Annotated in this window: 15 protein-coding genes; 4 read left to right on the top strand and 11 right to left on the bottom strand. The window is 66.3% G+C overall.

Annotated elements, in window-relative coordinates:
- Positions 1–23 precede the first annotated feature (23 nt).
- A complete protein-coding gene (locus A5759_RS14350; RefSeq protein WP_068198942.1) occupies positions 24–2,150 on the bottom strand; it encodes a molybdopterin-dependent oxidoreductase in 2,127 nt (708 codons plus the stop codon).
- A gap of 126 nt (positions 2,151–2,276) precedes the next feature.
- Between A5759_RS14350 and A5759_RS14355 the strand changes: the two genes are divergently transcribed.
- The 3 genes from A5759_RS14355 (at position 2,277) to A5759_RS14365 (ending at position 5,624) form a co-directional block, all read left to right on the top strand.
- Entirely contained in the window at positions 2,277–3,422 is a 1,146-nt protein-coding gene (locus A5759_RS14355; protein ID WP_068198785.1) for a thiolase family protein, read from the top strand.
- A 2-nt stretch (positions 3,423–3,424) separates the two neighbouring features.
- A complete protein-coding gene (locus A5759_RS14360) occupies positions 3,425–4,654 on the top strand; it encodes an amidohydrolase family protein (protein WP_068198787.1) in 1,230 nt (409 codons plus the stop codon).
- A 145-nt stretch (positions 4,655–4,799) separates the two neighbouring features.
- Positions 4,800–5,624: an alpha/beta fold hydrolase gene (locus A5759_RS14365; RefSeq protein ID WP_068198944.1), complete on the top strand. Its 825-nt coding sequence runs from the start codon at positions 4,800–4,802 to the stop codon at positions 5,622–5,624.
- An 11-nt stretch (positions 5,625–5,635) separates the two neighbouring features.
- Here the strand turns inward: A5759_RS14365 and A5759_RS14370 are convergent, their stop codons facing one another.
- The 10 genes from A5759_RS14370 to A5759_RS14415 all read right to left on the bottom strand — a co-directional run bounded on the left by A5759_RS14370 (position 5,636) and on the right by A5759_RS14415 (position 16,042).
- Positions 5,636–6,124: a nuclear transport factor 2 family protein gene (locus A5759_RS14370; RefSeq protein ID WP_068198789.1), complete on the bottom strand. Its 489-nt coding sequence runs from the start codon at positions 6,122–6,124 to the stop codon at positions 5,636–5,638.
- A gap of 7 nt (positions 6,125–6,131) precedes the next feature.
- On the bottom strand, positions 6,132–7,166 hold the full coding sequence (locus tag A5759_RS14375) for an NAD-dependent epimerase/dehydratase family protein (protein WP_068198948.1): 1,035 nt from the start codon (positions 7,164–7,166) through the stop codon (positions 6,132–6,134).
- Between the two features lie 82 nt (positions 7,167–7,248).
- Entirely contained in the window at positions 7,249–8,442 is a 1,194-nt protein-coding gene (locus A5759_RS14380) for an acyl-CoA dehydrogenase family protein (protein WP_068198791.1), read from the bottom strand.
- Positions 8,442–9,488: an acyl-CoA dehydrogenase family protein gene (locus tag A5759_RS14385; RefSeq protein WP_068198794.1), complete on the bottom strand. Its 1,047-nt coding sequence runs from the start codon at positions 9,486–9,488 to the stop codon at positions 8,442–8,444. The genes A5759_RS14380 and A5759_RS14385 overlap by 1 nt, the downstream gene beginning before the upstream one ends.
- Positions 9,488–10,324: an amidohydrolase family protein gene (locus A5759_RS14390; protein WP_068198796.1), complete on the bottom strand. Its 837-nt coding sequence runs from the start codon at positions 10,322–10,324 to the stop codon at positions 9,488–9,490. The genes A5759_RS14385 and A5759_RS14390 overlap by 1 nt, the downstream gene beginning before the upstream one ends.
- A complete protein-coding gene (locus tag A5759_RS14395) occupies positions 10,321–11,934 on the bottom strand; it encodes an acyl-CoA synthetase (protein ID WP_068198798.1) in 1,614 nt (537 codons plus the stop codon). The genes A5759_RS14390 and A5759_RS14395 overlap by 4 nt, the downstream gene beginning before the upstream one ends.
- Before the next feature lie 103 nt (positions 11,935–12,037).
- Complete coding sequence (locus A5759_RS14400) at positions 12,038–13,255, bottom strand: amidohydrolase family protein (protein WP_068198800.1); 1,218 nt, start codon at positions 13,253–13,255, stop codon at positions 12,038–12,040.
- Complete coding sequence (locus tag A5759_RS14405) at positions 13,252–14,109, bottom strand: enoyl-CoA hydratase (protein ID WP_068198803.1); 858 nt, start codon at positions 14,107–14,109, stop codon at positions 13,252–13,254. Before A5759_RS14405 ends, A5759_RS14400 begins: the two co-directional genes overlap by 4 nt.
- An 85-nt stretch (positions 14,110–14,194) precedes the next feature.
- Positions 14,195–15,202: a dihydrodipicolinate synthase family protein gene (locus A5759_RS14410; protein WP_068198805.1), complete on the bottom strand. Its 1,008-nt coding sequence runs from the start codon at positions 15,200–15,202 to the stop codon at positions 14,195–14,197.
- A gap of 42 nt (positions 15,203–15,244) precedes the next feature.
- Positions 15,245–16,042, bottom strand: coding sequence for an SDR family NAD(P)-dependent oxidoreductase (locus A5759_RS14415; protein WP_068198807.1), 798 nt, complete (start codon positions 16,040–16,042; stop codon positions 15,245–15,247).
- 234 nt (positions 16,043–16,276) lie between these two features.
- On the opposite strand from A5759_RS14415, the gene A5759_RS14420 reads away from it, so the two are divergent.
- Positions 16,277–17,014, top strand: a complete 738-nt coding sequence (locus A5759_RS14420) for a TetR/AcrR family transcriptional regulator (RefSeq protein WP_068198808.1) — start codon at positions 16,277–16,279, stop codon at positions 17,012–17,014.
- The last annotated feature ends 38 nt before the right edge of the window (positions 17,015–17,052 follow it).

Below are 17,052 nucleotides of genomic sequence, written 5' to 3' on the forward strand. Positions count from 1 at the left end.
CATTGCGCGGTCGCTCGCGGCAGCTACGAGACCCGCGACACCCGAATCGGCACCCCGGTCAGCCACGCCATCCCGGACAGCGCCTCGACATCGGCGGGGTCGCTGGACGTCAGCTGGTTGACGTTCGCGCCGCCGGCCCGGTTGGCCACCCGCCAGCTTCCGGTTCCCTTGTGGCCCCAACCGTGTGGCACCGCGACGACGCCGGGCACGAGGTCCTTCGTCGTCAGCACCGGCACGGTGATGGCGCCGTAGGGTGAGGCGATCTGCACCTCGTCGCCGTCGACGATGGACTTCTCGGCCGCGTCGTCGACATGCATCAGCGCATGCTGGCGACGGTCACCCCGCATCAACAACGGCGAGTTGTGCATCCACGAGTTCTCCGAGCGCGGCTCGCGCAACCCGATCATCCGCAGCGGGTAGCCGTCGGGCAGCGCCCGCCGCGACAACTTGTCGGTCTCGGCGGCAATCCCCGGATGGGTCAGCCGAACCCGCCGCGACAGGTAGCCGACAGCTTCGCGCAGCACACCCGTGCGGATGTGCGGTGCGACCACGACGCCGTGCGGATGCTGCTCGGTCAGCCGTCGCAGCGACAGCCCGCCGCGGCGCAGACCGAACCTGTCGCCGCCCTCCGACATCCGCACCAGGGCGTCGATCATCGCCCGCGGCGACGTTTCAAAACCCAACAGCCGCCCGAGTTTTCGCACACCGGAGAACGCTGCGAACGCGGGTACTCGACGCGCCAGCCGCCGAGCCAGCTCCTCGACGATGTCCCACTCTCCGCGGGCGTCGCCCACCGGGGCCAGCACGGCTTCGGTCGCTTGGCGAAACGGCGTGGCCTGAAACGCCTGGAACGTATACGGGAAGTCGTCGCGCTCGTACATCGTCGTCACAGGCAGGATGTAGTCGCACTGCGCGCTCGTCTCGGTGACGTAGAAGTCGAGCGCGACCGACAGCTCCAGCTCACCGAACGCCGCCTCGAGTTCCTCACCGTTGGGCACCGACAGCACGGGATTGCCTGCCGAAACGAACATCGCCCGGATCTGGCGCTCACCCGGTGTCGTGATCTCCTTGGCCATCAGCGCGGCAGGCTCCGAACCGATCGCGCTCGGGATCGCGCCGAACCGAGAGCGCTTGCGCCGGTAGGACCGGCGCATCACGGCGCCCATCGCGACGTTCTGCCACTTCTGGCCGACGGTGTGCATGGAGCTGAACACCGAACCGCCCGGCACGTCGAGATTGCCTGCCACCAGGTTCACCGCGTCGATCAGGTACGTGGTCAGCGTGCCGTGGCTGCCGACGCAGGTGCCGAGCCTGCCGTAGACGGCCGCGCGCGGTGTGGTGACCAGGTCGCGCGCCAAGCCCCGCACGCTGTCCGCGTCGATCCCGGTTCGCGCTGACGTCGACTCCGGGGTGAAGGGCCTGCACAGGTCGCGCAGCCAGTCCACGCCGTCGGCCTTGCGTTTCACCGCGGCCACGTCAACCAGGTCGTCGGCGAACATCACGTGCAGCAGCGAGAGCAGCAGCAGCGAGTCGGTGTCCGGCACAATGCCGAGCCATTCGAACGCCACCGCGGTCTCGCTGCGCCGCGGGTCGACGATCACCACGCGCCCACCACGCTTGACGACGTCGTGCATGCGGTCCTTGATCCGCGGCGCCGTCAGGAAACTGCCGTGTGACACAACCGGATTCGCGCCCATCATCACCAGCAGGTCGGTTCGCGTCAGATCCGGAATCGGTACCGACGTGGGAACCCCGTAGAGCAGCTGGCTCGCGATGAGCCTGCTGTTGGTGTCCTGCGACGACGCGGTGAAGTAGTGCCCGTGGCGGCCGAGACCCTTTATGAACAACAGCGCCGCGAAGGTGTGCGCGTAACTGAAGGCCCCCGGATTGCCCATGTACCAGCCCACCGCGCCGGAGCCGCGACGGCGCAGGATTCGCGACAGGCGGTCGGCGATGTCGGCCATCGCCTCGTCCCACGTCACTTCTTCGAAGCCGGACGGTCCGCGGCGCAGCGGCCGCGTCACCCGATCCGGATCGTTGACGACCTCGGTGAACGCGATGCCCTTCTGGCATGCGAAGCCGGCCGACAGCGGGTGCTCCTTGTCCGGGCGCAGCGCCACCAGGCGACCGTCCTCGACCGTCGCGATCATTCCGCACAACGGCTCGCAGATCCGGCAGAAGGTCGGCTTGTTCTCGATGACCGGCGCCACGCCGACTACGATACTGTAAGAGTTACAGTTACACGTCGAATCGGCGTTGACCAGAGAGGATCAGGCATGCACGACGTGGCCATCATCGGTGTCGGACTGCATCCCTTCGGGCGTTTCGAAGGCAAGTCCGCGATGGAGATGGGCGTCGACGCGATCTTCGCCGCCGTCGCCGACGCCGGTGTCGAGTGGAAGGACGTGCAGTTCGCAACCGGGGGTAGCTGGACCGTCGCCAACCCCGACGCGATCGTCGGCATGGTGGGGTTGTCGGGGATCCCTTTCACCAACGTGTTCAACGCCTGCGCCACCGCGGCCAGCGCCGCCAAGGCGTGCGCCGACGGAATCCGGTTGGGCGACTACGACATCGGCATCGCGGTCGGGCTGGACAAACACCCGCGCGGTGCGTTCACCGAAGACCCCGCCCTGGTCGGGATGCCGCGCTGGTACGCCGAGAACGGCCAGTACCTCACCACCCAGTTCTTCGGAATGAAGGCCAACCGCTATCTGCACGAGCACGGCATCTCCCAGCAGACACTGGCCAAGGTGGCGGCCAAGAATTTTCGCAACGGCGCGCGCAACCCCAATGCGTTCCGGCGCAAACCCATCCCGGAGGACCAGATCCTCAGCTCGACGATGCTCAACTATCCGCTCACCCAGTACATGTTCTGCGCACCCGACGAAGGAGCGGCCGCCGTCGTGATGTGTCGTGCCGACATCGCCGAGCGCTACACCACCAAACCCGTGTATCTGCGGGCGGTCGAGGTCCGGACGCGCAAATACGGCGCCTACGAGGTGAACACCACGTTCGCACCCGTCGAAGAGGATGTCGCACCCACCGTCTACGCCGCGAAAGCCGCGTTCGAAAAGGCCGGTGTGGCACCGCAGGACGTCGACGTCATCCAGTTGCAGGACACCGACGCCGGCGCCGAGATCATTCACATGGCCGAATGCGGCTTCTGCGCCGACGGCGACCAGGAGAAGCTGTTGGCCGACGGGGCCACCGAGATCACCGGGCCGCTGCCCATCAACACCGACGGCGGGCTGATCGCCAACGGTGAGCCGATCGGTGCATCGGGCCTGCGCCAGATCCACGAATTGGTCCGCCAATTGCGCGGCGAAGCCGGCGACCGCCAGGTGCCCGGCGAGCCGAAGGTCGGCTTCGCGCAGCTTTACGGCGCACCCGGAACCGCCGCCGCGACGATCCTGACGAGGTGACCATGACCCAGTTCACCGATGCGCCGATCTTCGACGCCGACCAGCACATGTACGAGACCGCCGACGCGCTGGTCAAGTACCTGCCCGACAAGTACTCGCGGGCGGTGCAATTCGCGCAGATTGGTCGGCATACCCGCGTCGTCATCAACAACCGCGTCAACGACTTCATCCCCAACCCGACATTCGAACGGGTGGCGGCGCCCGGCGCTCACGAGAAGTTCTTCGCCGGTGAGAACACCGACGGGCTGACACTGCGCGAAATGCAAGGCCCGGCGATCGAAGCACCCGCGGCCACCCGCAACCCGGTCGACCGCGTCGCCGAACTCGACCGCCAAGGTGTCGTCGAGGCGCTGAACTACCCGACCCTGGCCAGCCTCATCGAACACGCCACCGCCGACGATCCCCAACTCAGCCTCGCGGTCATCCATGCGCTCAACCAGTGGATGGCCGAGCACTGGACCTTCAACTACGACGACCGGATCTTCTCCACGCCTATCATCAACCTCTCCGAAGTCGACGGCGCGCAACGCGAACTGGAATACATCCTCGCCAACGGCGCCAAGGTCGCGCTGATCAAACCGGGACCGGTTCGGGGGCTGCACGGTTGGCGCTCACCGGCGCTGCCCGAGTTCGACCCGTTCTGGCGCGACGTCGAAGCGGCCGGGTTACCCATCGTGTTGCACGCCAGCTATCCGCCGCTCGACGACTACGTCGGGCAGTGGGAACCGCCCTATACCCAGAACTTCATGGCGCAGAGCGCGTTTCGGTGGATGGTGCTGGGACACCGCGAGATCGCCGACATGATCACCGCCCTCATCTGTCACGGCACGCTGACGCGCTTCCCGAAGCTGCGCGTCGCCAGCGTCGAGAACGGCAGCTCCTGGATCGAGCCGCTGTTCAAGGACTTCGGCGACCTTTACCGCAAGATGCCGCAGAACTTCGGTGAGCATCCTCATGAGGTGTTCCGGCGCAATATCTGGGTGAGCCCGTTCTGGGAGGGCTGCGTGTCCGACGTCGTCGACACCGTGGGCTGGGACAAGGTGCTGTTCGGTTCGGACTACCCGCACCCGGAGGGGCTCGCGGAACCCAAGGGGTTCTGGAAGTACGCCGAGGGCATGGACGTGCGTCGCACCTACGACTTCATGGGCGACAACGCACGCCGGTTCATGGGCCTGCCGATCGCGAACCCGGACCCGGACGCCGTCAGACCGCCCGCGCTGTCGAACGCCTGACCGCGGGATGCGCACAGTCACCGCGGGGTGAGCGTGCGTGCAGTGTCGCTCGTGACTGGCGTGTCCTGTGCAGACTCGCACGCTCGCGCGGGAGGACATGGCGTGGCAGAGTGCGCATGACCGGATGTTCCCGGAAGGAGCCACCATGCCCACGATCACCACGAACGACGGCGTCGAGATCTTCTTCAAGGACTGGGGGTCGGGTCAGCCGATCGTGTTCAGCCACGGTTGGCCGCTGTCGGCCGACGACTGGGACACGCAGATGGTGTTCTTCCTGCAACACGGGTACCGCGTGGTCGCCCACGACCGCCGTGGGCATGGCCGCTCGGCGCAGGTCGCCGACGGCCACGACATGGACCACTACGCCGACGATCTCGCCGCCGTCGTCGAGCACCTCGATCTGCACGACGCGGTCCACATCGGCCACTCCACCGGCGGTGGCGAGGTGGCGCATTATCTGGCCCGGCACGGGCAGTCGCGTGCGGCCAAGGCGGTGCTGATCAGTTCCGTTCCGCCGCTGATGGTCAAGACGGACGCCAACCCCGGTGGCCTGCCCAAGGACGTGTTCGACGATCTGCAGGCGCAGTTGGCGGCGAACCGCTCGGAGTTCTATCGCTCGCTGGCCGCCGGCCCGTTCTACGGGTTCAACCGCCCGGGCATAGAACCGTCGGAAGCGATCATCGAGAACTGGTGGCGCCAGGGCATGATGGGCGGCGCCAAGGCACACTACGACGGCATCGTCGCGTTCTCGCAGACCGATTTCACCGAGGACCTGAAGAAGATCACCATTCCGGTCCTGGTGATGCACGGCGACGACGATCAGATCGTGCCGTACGAGAACTCCGGTCCGCTGTCGGCGAAGCTACTGCCGAACGGAACCTTGAAGACTTACCCCGGCTTTCCGCACGGCGCGTTCGTCACCCACCACGACGTCATCAACCCCGACCTGCTGGAGTTCATCCGGTCCTGACCGCGGGCGGCTCACTTCATCGCGCGGCGGGAGGCCGCCATGATGAGCTTGCGCACGCGGGGGGAGATGTACACGGCGACAAGGCCGTTGAAGACGTCTTCGCGCAGGCGTGTCAACGTCGAACTGGTGAAGCGCCACTGCCCGTCGATCTTCTCGTAGGTCTCGTGATAGTGGCCGTAGCCGCGCAGGTTGACGCCGGGGCCGAAGCGCACGACGTCTTCGAGAGCCCATACGCCGCGTGCCGTCGTCGGTGAGGTCAGCTCGATCTCAGGGGCGTGCACCTGATGGACGGTGACCTGACTGCGCAGGCTCTTACGGGTGAACGCGACGAAGTCGTCGGCGCCCTGGATCACCTTCCCACCGGCAGGGGAAGTGTCGCTGAGGAAGTCGTCGGCGAACAGGGCCCGCCATGACGCCCAGTCTTTGGTGTCGAGGAGACGGCAGTAGCGGGCCTTCAGTTGTTTGATCGCCTCGATCTCGACGAGGTCGGCTTCGGTCATCTCTTGGTCATCTTGCGGTCGTCTTCTTCGCCTGTTCGACGTAAAAATGCGCGGCCCGCTCGAGCGACTCTGCGGTGGGCCGCGGCTGCCAGCCGAGTTCTCGGGTCGCCTTACTGTGGTCTGCAGGCGCCATGATGTGCAAGAGCCGAATACCGGTTGTGTTGATCGGGAGTTCTCGCCGCAACAGTCGGGCCAGCGCGCCTGCGACCCGCACCGCCGCGTAGACCACGGGAAGCGGGACTCCGAATCGCGGTCCCTTGGCCCCGACCGCCCTGGCCGCCGTCGTGAGCATGTCGCGCATCGGCATGTAGCTCTCGGAGATGATGTAGCGCTCGCCGACCGCGCCGCGTTCGCCGGCGAGCAGGAACGCCTCGGCGACGTCTTCGATACCGACGACCTCGGTGGACACGCCTTTGATGTAGGCCGGGATCTTGCCGAGCGCCGCGTACTGCACCATCAGCCCCTGGTGCGGTTGCCAGTCGCGGGGCCCGTACGGGTTGGACACGTTCATCACCACGGCGGGAAGGCCACGGTCGCGGGCGTAGGACAGGACCAGTTCCTCGGCCTGGCGGCGCGATTCGATGTACGCACCGCCCTTGTCTCCCCAGTCGAAGGGCATGTCCTCGGTCACCGGGCGGCTCCCGTCACCGAGTGCGATCGTGCCGATGGTGCTGCAGAAGACGAACCGGTGCAGCCCGGCCTTCGCCGCGATGTCGAGCACGCGGCGCAGGCAGTTGACGTTGGTCTCGAACAACGGGGCCGGGTCGCTCAGATGGAATCGGGTGTCGACGACGCAGTAGTAGACGACGTCGCGGTCGGCCATCGCCGCGCGAAGCGCTTCCTCGTCGTAGAGATCGCCGTAACAGCGTTCGACGTCGAGGTCGTCGATCGCCACCGTCGAGCTCGTCTGACGCAGATACACCCGGACGTCGTCGCCGCGTTCGGCGAGTTTGCGTGTGACGTGGGAACCGACGAAACCGCTCGGACCCATCACCAGCGCGCGGCGGGCGGGCGGTGTGGCTGTCGGCGGCGTTTCTGTCATGTTCTCCACCTCGCGAGCGACCGAAAATTGTCACATTTTCGCGGCGTGTCGTGTGCAAACACGGACGCTCGCGAAAACAAGGTTAGGAGGCTTTCCTGGCCGGCGGGGCGTATGCGGGCTTGCCGAGGCCGAGCACGTACTGGGCGATCATGTTGCGGAACACCTCCAGCGTGCCGCCGTAGATTCCGACCAGTGGCGCGAAGCGGTACACGTACTCGGCCGCGCCGTCATCGGCGGCCCCGTCGGTGCCCAGCGGCAGCGAGGCCGCAGTACCGAGCATGTCCATCAGATCCGGTGAGATGTCGCGCATCGTCTGCGCCAAGGTCACCCGACCGAAGATGCTGGTGGCCGAGAACGACGCCTCCATGCGGGCGACACTGCGGCCCAAACGGTATGCGACCGACCCGTCATCGATCAGCCTGCGGCCGTTGGGATCCGGCTCAGTGACCTTGGCGGCGGCCTTGTCGACGGCGGCGGCCATGGTGTTGGCCTGGTGCATCATGATCGAAACGTCCTGAAGGCCGTCGGCGGCCGCCTCGACCGCGCCGTGCTCGACGTTGAGCGGTTCGCGCACCACCGTCCAGCCGTCGTTGACCTCGCCGAGACGGTACTTGTCGTCGACGCGTACGTCGCTGTAGTAGACGATGTTCGTCCGGTCGCCATCGACGGTGCGGATGCCCTGGATCTCGATGCCCGGCGAGTCGAGCGGAACCAGAAACATGGTGAGGCTCTTGTGTTTCGGTGCGTCGGGATCGGTGTTGGTGATCAGGAAGACGTACTGGCAGTTGTGCGCGCCGGTGGTGAACATCTTGGAGCCGTTGATAACCCACCCGTCGCCGTCGCGCACGGCCCTGGTCTTGCACGTGGCCACGTCGGATCCGCCCTCGGGTTCGGTGTAGCCGAGGCAAAGCCGGACCTCGCCCGTGTATACCCGCGGCATCACCTCGGCCTTGAGTTCGGCTGAGCCGAACTTGTCGACCGACCGGGCGATCATGGCCGTGGTGCCGAACGTCACCCATGGCACGTGGGCACGGCGCTTCTCCAGCTCCCAGATGCGCCGCCGAACCCGGTTGAACCCGCCCTCGGACTCGGGCTTCCATTCGCGGGCAAGGTATCCGGCCTTGCCCAGCGCCAAATGCACGCCCTCGTCGAAGTTGTCGCCGGTCTCACGGTCGCGCCGGATGACGTCCTCGGTGACGATCTCGCGCAGGAAGGCGCGCGACTCCTCGAGGAACGCCTGGTCCTCTTCGGAGAGTTCGACCCGTGAGAAATCCATTACTTGCCCTCTCCGCTCTCGCGAGCCGCGACGATGCCTGCGATGTACTTGGCGCTGGCGGCCGGGTCTCCCCCGGCGAGCGCCCACCCGCGGGCACGCAGCAGGTAGGCACTGGCGGCGGCCTCCGCCGACACCCCGAGCCCGCCTTGAACCTGCACCGCCATCGTGGCGGCCTTGGACGCCTCTTCGGCCATGAACACGAACGCCGACGGCGCCAGTTCACGCCGCTCGTCGGGTTCGTTGTCGAGGAACCATGCGGCGCGGCGAGCCAGGTTGCGCCCGCCCTGCACCGTGATCGCGATGTTGGCCAGTGGATGCGAGATCGCCTGCAGTGTCGAGATGGGCACTCCGAGGGTGTAGCGCGATTTGGCGAACTCCGCGGCGATCGTCATCGTCTCCTCGACCAGACCGACGAGCGCCGCGCCGGTCAGCACCCGCCATTCGTCCAGTGCCCGTTGGTACTCCGCGAGCGCATCGGTCCCGCTGGCCAGGACGGTGCGGGTGTCTGCGGCGGCCGGGTCGATCCACGCCATGGGCAGGCGGCCGATGTTGTCGACCTTGGTGGGTCGGGTGGCGAACGTCAGCTTGACGACGTCGTCTCCGTCGCGCAGCACGATGTGGTCGGCAACCGATCCGCTCGGCAGCAGGCGCACACCGGAAGCGCTGTCCTGCGCAGGGTCGAGCCCGACGATCTGCGTACCGCTCACGATGTCGGGGTCGGTCGCGCCGAGTCGGCCGAGCAGGCGCGCCGCGCTCACGTGGTCGATCCACGGCACCGGCGCCAGCGAACGGCCGATCTCCTCGGCCAACAAGGTCAGATCGACCAGCGTGGCACCGTCGCCGCCCACGTCCTCGGGAAGGGCCATCGTGGTCGCGCCCATCGTGCACAGCCGCTCCCAGAGGCTCTTGTCGAAGCCGGATGCCTCTGCGGCGCGGACGGTCTCGATCGAACAGTGCGTCTTGAAGAAGTCCTTGTACGCCGCCTGCAGCGCCTGGTGATCATCCGACAGGCTGTAGTCGAGCCTGCGCAGTTCGTAGCGGTCCATCACTGCTCCTCGTCGGCGCCGAAGAAGAACTCCTGCGCGTTGTTGTACAAGTAGTTGTCCAGCACCTCGGCCGGCAGGTCAAGAGCGAGCGCCTCGGGCACGACCCGACGCATCTTGAGCACCGGCCAGTCCGACGCGTAGATCACCTTGTTGGGTCCACGGGTGCGCATGTAGTGCAGCAGGATGTCAGGCAGCCGCTTCGGCGACCACGCCGACGTCATCAGGCGAAGGTTCTGGTATTTGATCAGCAAGCGGATCGCGACGTCCCACCACGGATCGGCGCCGTGGATCATGCACAGTTTGAGTTCGGGAAATCGCACGCAGACGCGGTCGAGGTGGATCGGGTTCTGCACCTCGCCGGGGATCGGTGGGCCGGGGATCCCGGTGTTGACGCACAGCGGCAGCCCGAGTTCGGCGCACTTGGTGTAGAGCGGGTAGTACACGGCGTCGCTGGGCGGGTATTGCCCGTCGCCCCAAAAGCTCGGTCCCACCGCCGCATACGCCACCGGCAAGTCGGTGACGACGGCCGCCAACTCGCGCAGCGACGGGATCGGCCGCAGCAGGTTGACCCCGCCGATCGCCAGCGCGAACCTGTCGGGTCTGGCGTCGACGAACTTGCGCGCCGTGGTCGAGGGTTTGGCGATGCTGTCCATCAGGATCGCCTTCTGGACCCCCTGCTCGTCCATCTCCTCGAGCAGTTCCCCGAGGTCGACGGGGGCGAACATCGACTGTGGCCCCTTGAAGTAGTCGTCGCGGACCTTGAGCATCCACGTCGGCTGCTGTTCGGTCTCACCGAAGTGAACGTTGACCAGACAGTCAATGGCCCGCGTGCTCATGCGCTCACCTGTTGTGTCGCAGCGGCTTTGGCCCAGCGATAGTCGGGCTTGCCGTTTCCGAGCCGACGAACCTGGTCGACGAAGATGAACTCCTTCGGCGCCTTGAACCGGGCCAGGCTCGACGTGCAGTGCGCGTGCAACGGCTCGTGAGCGGCTTCGGCGCCGTCGCGCAGCGAAACGAGCGCCACGATCTCCTCACCCCACCGCTCGCTCGGCCGCCCCACCACCAGGGCGTCGGATATCGCCGGATGCGCGCGCAGCACCTCTTCGACCTCCTCGACGAACACCTTCTCGCCTCCCGTGTTGACGACCAATGAATCGCGTCCGAACAACCGCAGCGTGCCGTCGGCGGCCAACGATCCGCGGTCACCCGAGATCACCACGCGCTGACCGTCGACCACCGGGAAGGTCCGGCGCGTCGCCGGCTCGTCGTCGAAGTAGCCGAGCGGGATCCGGCCGCCGCGCGCGACGAAACCGATCTCGTCCTCACCCGGCTCGAGGAAGCGCCGGTAGTCCTCGGACAACACCAGCGCGCCCTCGCGCAACTCGAAGGTCTCCTTCTGCTCGCCGCGCTGGCTGCGGCCGAATCCGACGTTGCCGGTCTCGGAGGACCCGTACCCGTTGATGAGGGTGATCTGAGGCAGCAACTCCAGCAGGGCGCGTTGATGTTTCGGATTGGTGGCCGCCCCGCCGGTCCCGATCGCGAACAAGGACGACAGGTCGTACGTCCCGCGGCGCAGCTCCTCGACCAACGGCGCCGCGTAGGCGTCGCCGACCATCGTCATCAGACCGACCTTCTCCCGCTGGGCGGTTTCCAGCACTGCCCGCGCGTCGAATCGCGTTCGGTCGTAGAGGATCACGGGCAGGCCGTTGAGCAGGGCGGCGAACGCCGTCCACATCCCCGCCGCATGCATCAGCGGCGAGACCGCGAACCAGGCCTGACCGCCGTGCGCGACCTTGGCGTGGATCTCGTCGACCGACTCGTGGTCGGCCCCGTTCATCGAGATGACGTAGGTGTCGCTCTGCCGCCACATCACCCCCTTGGGCCTGCCGGTCGTGCCGCCGGTGCACACCATCATCACATCGTCGGGCGAGGCGGCGATGTCGGCGTCGCTATCGCCTTGCGCGAGAACATCATCGAGTGTGACGGCGTCGGCGAGCTGTCGTACGGAAGTGTCGTCGTCGATCTCGATCAACAGGTCGGCCGAAGCGGGTGGCAGCACGTCGGCGAACTTCGGGCCGAACGACCGGTGGTAGATGACCGCGCGCGGACGCAGGTAATCGAGGAGTTCGGCGACCTCGCGCGGGGTGTAGTTGTAGTTGACGTTGACCGGGACCGTCCGCGCCTTCAGGCATCCGATCACCATGTCCGGGTACAGATCGTTGTGCATGAGCAGCGCGACGCGGTCTTGTCCGCACTCCCAGTTCTGCAGTTCGTCGCGTTCGCGGTGTGCCCCGAGCCCGTGTGCGGCCAGATAGTTGGCGAGGCGGCCGGTGCGGTCCGCCGATTCACCGAAGGTGCTGCGCCGGCTGCCGCACACCGTCATCACCCGATCGGGTACCGCCTGGGCGATCGCGTCGAGAACCCCTCCGATCGTCCACTCGCTCATCTGCCAGCGCCCCCGGGGTTCCCGTTGTGCGGTTTCATCCGCGACACGCGGCCATGTCCGGATGAAACCGCACAGTGGCGCCTGATTCCGATTCCGGTCGGCATCACACGGCCGGAACGTTCACGCCGAGCAGGTCCAGTGCGTTGTCGCGCATCACCTTTCGGGTGTCTTCGACGCTGAACTCTGGGAACTGCGGGATGTCGGCGGTGAACGCCATCGGATCGGCGAGGCCCTCACCGTGGGGCCAGTCCGAGCCGAACAGGATCTTGTCCACGCCGATGGTCTCGGCCAGCAGTTTGACGTCGTCCTCGTAGTAGGGGGCGATCCAGACGTTGTTGCGCAACTGTTCGACCGGGTCTTCCTTGAAGTGGTACGGCGCTGTGTTCGCCGCCTTCTTGAGCCGTTTGATCAAGCGGTAGACGAAGTAGGAGCCGTTCTCGATGCTGGCCACCTTGAGCTTCGGGTGGCGGGTGAAGACCTGGTGCACGATCATCGACGCCATCGTGTCGTGGATCGCGCGGTCGTCGAGCAGGACCTGGTCGAGCGGGTCCTTCTTCCCGAAACCCTCGAACGTCGCTTTTCCACCCCACAATGCGGCGATCGCGAGGTAACCGCTGTCGGACAGGTGGAAGATCACCGGCACACCGGCTTCGGCCAGTTGCGCCCACACCGGGTCGTGCAGCGGGTCACCCAGCGAGCGCGGCTTGACCAGACCGGGTACCGGCGCGGGCCGCACGCACACCGTCTTGGCGCCACGGCCGAGCACGAATTCGACTTCCTCGACGGCCTTGTCGGGATCGGCCAGCGAGACGATCGGCGCCGAGATGAACCGGTGGTCGGGCCGGTCGAAACCCCAGTCCTCGTCGAGCCAGAGGTTGAACGCGTGCACCGACGCCATGGTGGCCTCGATGTCGTGTTTGAGGGCCTCCTCGACCCCGCACGCGAATGTCGGCAGCATGAACACCGTTTCGAGGTTCTGCTTGTCGAGGATCTTCACCCGGGCGTCGCGGTTCTGGTACTCGGGGTGGTCCCCCAACCGGTCGACCTTCATCAGCGAGGCCGGATCCACCCCGTCGGGGATTTCGCCGCGGAACAACAGATCCAGGCACCCCGGCTCGATGATCGGGTCGAACGTCGGGTTGGGGATGAAGTGGTTGACCACGCCGCCCATCACGGCGTAGGTGCGCTTGCCGTCGGTAAGCATCTGCACCCCACGGCGTTTGAACTCCTTGGGCAGGTGCCGGGTGAACGCGTCGATCGGCTCGTAGTAGTGGTTGTCGACGTCGATCGCCATGTAGTCGAGCGGTTTCGGGGAAGTCATGGCGTGTCCTCCTTGATCGGCGGAAAGTTCGGCGGGCGCTTCTCGAAGAAACTCGTGATGCCCTCGAGGAAATCGGGTCGGGTCATCGACTCGTGCATCAGCTTCTCGGCGTGGTCGCTGGCGTCGAAGACATCGCGCATGCTGTCTGCGTACACCTGTTGTTTGATCACCGCCAGCGAACTGGGCGCACAGTTGGCGGCGATGTCCTCGGCATAGCCGATCGCGTGCGGGAGCAACTCCTGCGGCGCCACCACGTCGTTGACCACACCCAGCCGGGCGGCCTCGTCGGCGAAGAACACCCGGCCGGACAACAGCAGGTCCATGGCCACGCCGGTGCCGACGATGCGCGGCAGGATCCAGGAGATGCCGTATTCGGCGATCAACCCGCGCCGGGCGAACGACGTGGTGAACTTGGCGCCCTCGGCCGCGAAGCGCACGTCGCACGCCAGGGCGAGAGTCAGGCCCATGCCCGCGCAGGCGCCGTTGATCGCGGCGACGACGGGCTTGCGGATGCCCATCAGAAAATGCGGATGCCGGGCGCCGACCAGCTTTCCGACGTCGGTGTCGGCGGCGGCATCGACCGTCGCGGCGCTGATCGTCGTCAGGTCCCCCATGTCGGCTCCGGCGCAGAACGCGCGGCCGCTGCCGGTGACCACGATCGCGCGCACCGCGGGGTCCGCCTCGGCGTCGTCTATGCGTTCGTAGAACGTGCCGGCGAGCCCGCCACCCCACCCGTTCATCCGGTCGGGCCGGTTGAGCGTGAGCAGTGCGACCCCGGTGTCTAACACGTCGTAGCGGACCGGCGCGGCCTCGGAGTCGGAGTGGGCGTCGGTGACTTGGTCAGGAGCGCTCACCCAGCAGTCCCCTTCCAGCGGCGCAAGCTCTGTGAATGCTCATACTGTACACCTATCGGTAGTGCCTTCCGCAACCGTCGCCCAGCTAGCCGTCGACCAGCCCGAGCCGCCGATACGCAGCGTCGATCTGAGTTTTCGCCTCACCGGGTAGCTGCGCCTGCGGCGGCCGGGAATGCGGATACTGTCCGATCGGCAGGCCGAGCACCGACGCCGCGTACTTGAATGCCCCGCCCCAGTGGGTGAAGTAGTCGGGGCGCCCGGGATAGCAGGTGAACCATGAGCCCATGTCGAGGTCGAACTGGTCGAGACCGGACTCACGGGCGTGGTCCATCGCCTCCACGAGTTTGTCGTTGACGATCAGCTCCCAGTACTCGCTGAACACGCGTCGCTCCGGGGTTTCGAACAGGTAGCCGGCAGTCCCGAGCTGCGCGGGGCAGACGATTCCGTCGCGCAGCCACCCCGCGCGGTACACGTTCTTGTCGCATTCCCATACCGCGAGATCCGGCGCCAACTCGTGCAGCATCCTGCTGGCCATGGGGCGGAACGCGCCCTCCTTCGTCGCGCAGACCGCCGGGATCTCGTCGTAGATGGCAGCGCTTTCGGCCGGCGTCAGCACGTAGCCCGAAGAGGGAGAATTGAACATGCCCAGTGCGATGTCGGTGCGGTCGGCGATGTAGCGGAAGAAGTTCAGCACGCCCTGTCCGCCGTGCGCCTCCATCATCGGGGTTTGGATGTAGACGATGTCGGCGCCGGCTTCCTGCGCGTGGCGGGTGAGCTCGAGGCAGTCCTTGGCCGCCGTCGCCGCGGTGCACGCCTGCACCACGACGTCGGGGTTGGCGGCGCGGCCCTCCTCGATCGCGACCTCCAGCAACCGCTTTCGCTCGTCGATCGTCAGCGCCCAGAACTCGGCGATACCGCTCGTGCACCACAACAGCGGATGATTCAACGCACCGACGCAGTGCCGCACCAACGTCCGGTAGGCGTCCCAGTCGATGTCGTCGCCGTCGACACCGCAGAACGGCGTGTAGAGCGAATCACCGATGCCGCGCAGATGATTGCGAGCCCACTCCCGGGCGTCCTTCGCCGAAGCCACGATGACCTCCTCAGCCGATTCCGATGAATCTCACGTGAAGGCTCAGGTGAAATCTGAGCCCCCGTCGACGTTGACGTTGGCACCGGTCATATACGAGTTGCGGCGCGACGCGAGAAATGCGACGACCGGCGCGATTTCGTCGGGCAGTCCCGCCCGCGGGAGATGCGCCGGGTGGCCGAAATGCTCGCCGATCGCGGACATCAACGCGTACGGATCGTTGCCGTCGACGCCCACCGACTCGGCCCAGCCGATCAGCGCTTCGGAGGCGATGCTGCCCGGAGAAACCACGTTGACCATGATTTCGTCCTTAGCCAGCAGCAGCGACAGGTTCTTCGAGATGCTCGTCAGCGCCGCTTTGGCGGCGGTGTAGGCGGGCAGGATCACACTCTGCCGTTGCGTCGAATGGGCGGAGAAGTTGACCACGCGTGCCCATTCGGCCGCGCGCAAGAGCGGTAGCGCCGAGCGCACGCAGTGCACCATGCCCATCACGCCGCTGTCGAATGCGATGCGCCACTGCTCGTCGGTCAGGTCCTCGAAGGTGCCCACCGCGTCGGGGCCGACGGCATTGATCAGGATGTTGAGTCGGCCGTCCCAGCGCTGCGCGACTTCGTCGAAGGCGCGCTGCACCTGATCGGCGTCGGTGGTGTCAGCGCTCAGCGCGAAGGTGTCCGGGCTGCCGATCTCGGCGAGAGCGGTCGCCGCGTCTTGGAGGACATCCGGCGTCCGCCCCACAACCGCGACCTTGGCCCCGTCCTCGGCCAGGCAGCGTGCCGTCGCAAAACCCATTCCGCGCCCGCCGCCGACGACGACAGCGGTGGCGTCCTTCAGCCCGAGGTCCATGCGGCCTTTCGCTCACCCGATTGCGTAGAAAAGCTTACTATAGGACTTACAGTAGAACAGGGAAATCACCGTGGAGGCGGGCGACGGAATGGCTCCCGGTATGGTTGTCGGCAACGGCGCAGCCGCGACACACCTGCATTGGCGCAGATCAGAGGCGGCTGACGGTACATTCAAGTCCACCAACCCCGCTTCACGGGGGGCTGCGCGCGCGGCTTATTCGATGGAGGTGCCCTAGTGGCAAGGCAGGCGACCGCGGAGAAGCGTCAACGACGCGAGCGCGGATCGATCAATCCCGACGACATCATCAAGGGCGCCTTCGAACTCGCCGAACAGGTGGGCATCGACAACCTGTCCATGCCATTGCTCGGCAAGCATCTGGGCGTCGGCGTCACCAGCATCTACTGGTACTTCCGCAAGAAGGACGATCTGCTCAACGCGATGACCGACCGCGCACTTCGCCAGTACGTGTTCGCCACGCCTTACGTGGAGGCCAAGGACTGGCGCGAGACGTTGCGCAACCATGCGCGCACCATGCGGAAGACGTTCATGGGCAACCCGATTCTGTGCGACCTGATCCTCATCCGGTCGGCGTTGAGTCCGCGGGTGGCCAAGCTGGGCGTGCAGGAGGTCGAGAAGGCGATCGCGGGCCTTGTCGAAGCGGGCCTGTCGGCCGAGGACGCGTTCGACACCTACTCCGCTGTCTCGGTGCACGTCCGCGGATCCGTTGTGTTGCACCGTCTTCGGGAGAAGAATCGTGCCGCCAACGAGGGCCCGAGTGATCTCGAGGAGAGCATGAGCATCGACGCCGACAGCACACCGCTGCTGGCGCTGGTCACCGAGAAGGGCCACCACATCGGTGCGGCCGATGACAAGAACTTCGAGTTCGGTCTCGAGTGCATCCTCGACCGGGCGCAACGCCTGATCGACGACGCCGGCGCGAAGTCGGCGAAGAAGACCACCCGCAAGCGCTAGATGCGGGTTCGGTGTAGTTGGTCGCGCTCACCGCAACC

It is taken from the genome of Mycobacterium sp. 852014-52144_SCH5372336, assembly GCF_001665615.1.
In the GTDB taxonomy this organism is placed as follows: Bacteria; Actinomycetota; Actinomycetes; order Mycobacteriales; family Mycobacteriaceae; genus Mycobacterium; species Mycobacterium neumannii_A.

What these genes read in the sequence shown, in the direction of transcription:
- A5759_RS14350 (WP_068198942.1), bottom strand. Translation starts at nt 2,150, where the DNA reads ATGATCGCGACGGTCGAGGACGGTCGCCTGGTGGCGCTGCGCCCGGAC.
- A5759_RS14355 (WP_068198785.1), top strand. Translation starts at nt 2,277, where the DNA reads ATGCACGACGTGGCCATCATCGGTGTCGGACTGCATCCCTTCGGGCGT.
- A5759_RS14360 (WP_068198787.1), top strand. Translation starts at nt 3,425, where the DNA reads ATGACCCAGTTCACCGATGCGCCGATCTTCGACGCCGACCAGCACATG.
- A5759_RS14365 (WP_068198944.1), top strand. Translation starts at nt 4,800, where the DNA reads ATGCCCACGATCACCACGAACGACGGCGTCGAGATCTTCTTCAAGGAC.
- A5759_RS14370 (WP_068198789.1), bottom strand. Translation starts at nt 6,124, where the DNA reads ATGACCGAAGCCGACCTCGTCGAGATCGAGGCGATCAAACAACTGAAG.
- A5759_RS14375 (WP_068198948.1), bottom strand. Translation starts at nt 7,166, where the DNA reads ATGACAGAAACGCCGCCGACAGCCACACCGCCCGCCCGCCGCGCGCTG.
- A5759_RS14380 (WP_068198791.1), bottom strand. Translation starts at nt 8,442, where the DNA reads ATGGATTTCTCACGGGTCGAACTCTCCGAAGAGGACCAGGCGTTCCTC.
- A5759_RS14385 (WP_068198794.1), bottom strand. Translation starts at nt 9,488, where the DNA reads ATGGACCGCTACGAACTGCGCAGGCTCGACTACAGCCTGTCGGATGAT.
- A5759_RS14390 (WP_068198796.1), bottom strand. Translation starts at nt 10,324, where the DNA reads ATGAGCACGCGGGCCATTGACTGTCTGGTCAACGTTCACTTCGGTGAG.
- A5759_RS14395 (WP_068198798.1), bottom strand. Translation starts at nt 11,934, where the DNA reads ATGAGCGAGTGGACGATCGGAGGGGTTCTCGACGCGATCGCCCAGGCG.
- A5759_RS14400 (WP_068198800.1), bottom strand. Translation starts at nt 13,255, where the DNA reads ATGACTTCCCCGAAACCGCTCGACTACATGGCGATCGACGTCGACAAC.
- A5759_RS14415 (WP_068198807.1), bottom strand. Translation starts at nt 16,042, where the DNA reads ATGGACCTCGGGCTGAAGGACGCCACCGCTGTCGTCGTCGGCGGCGGG.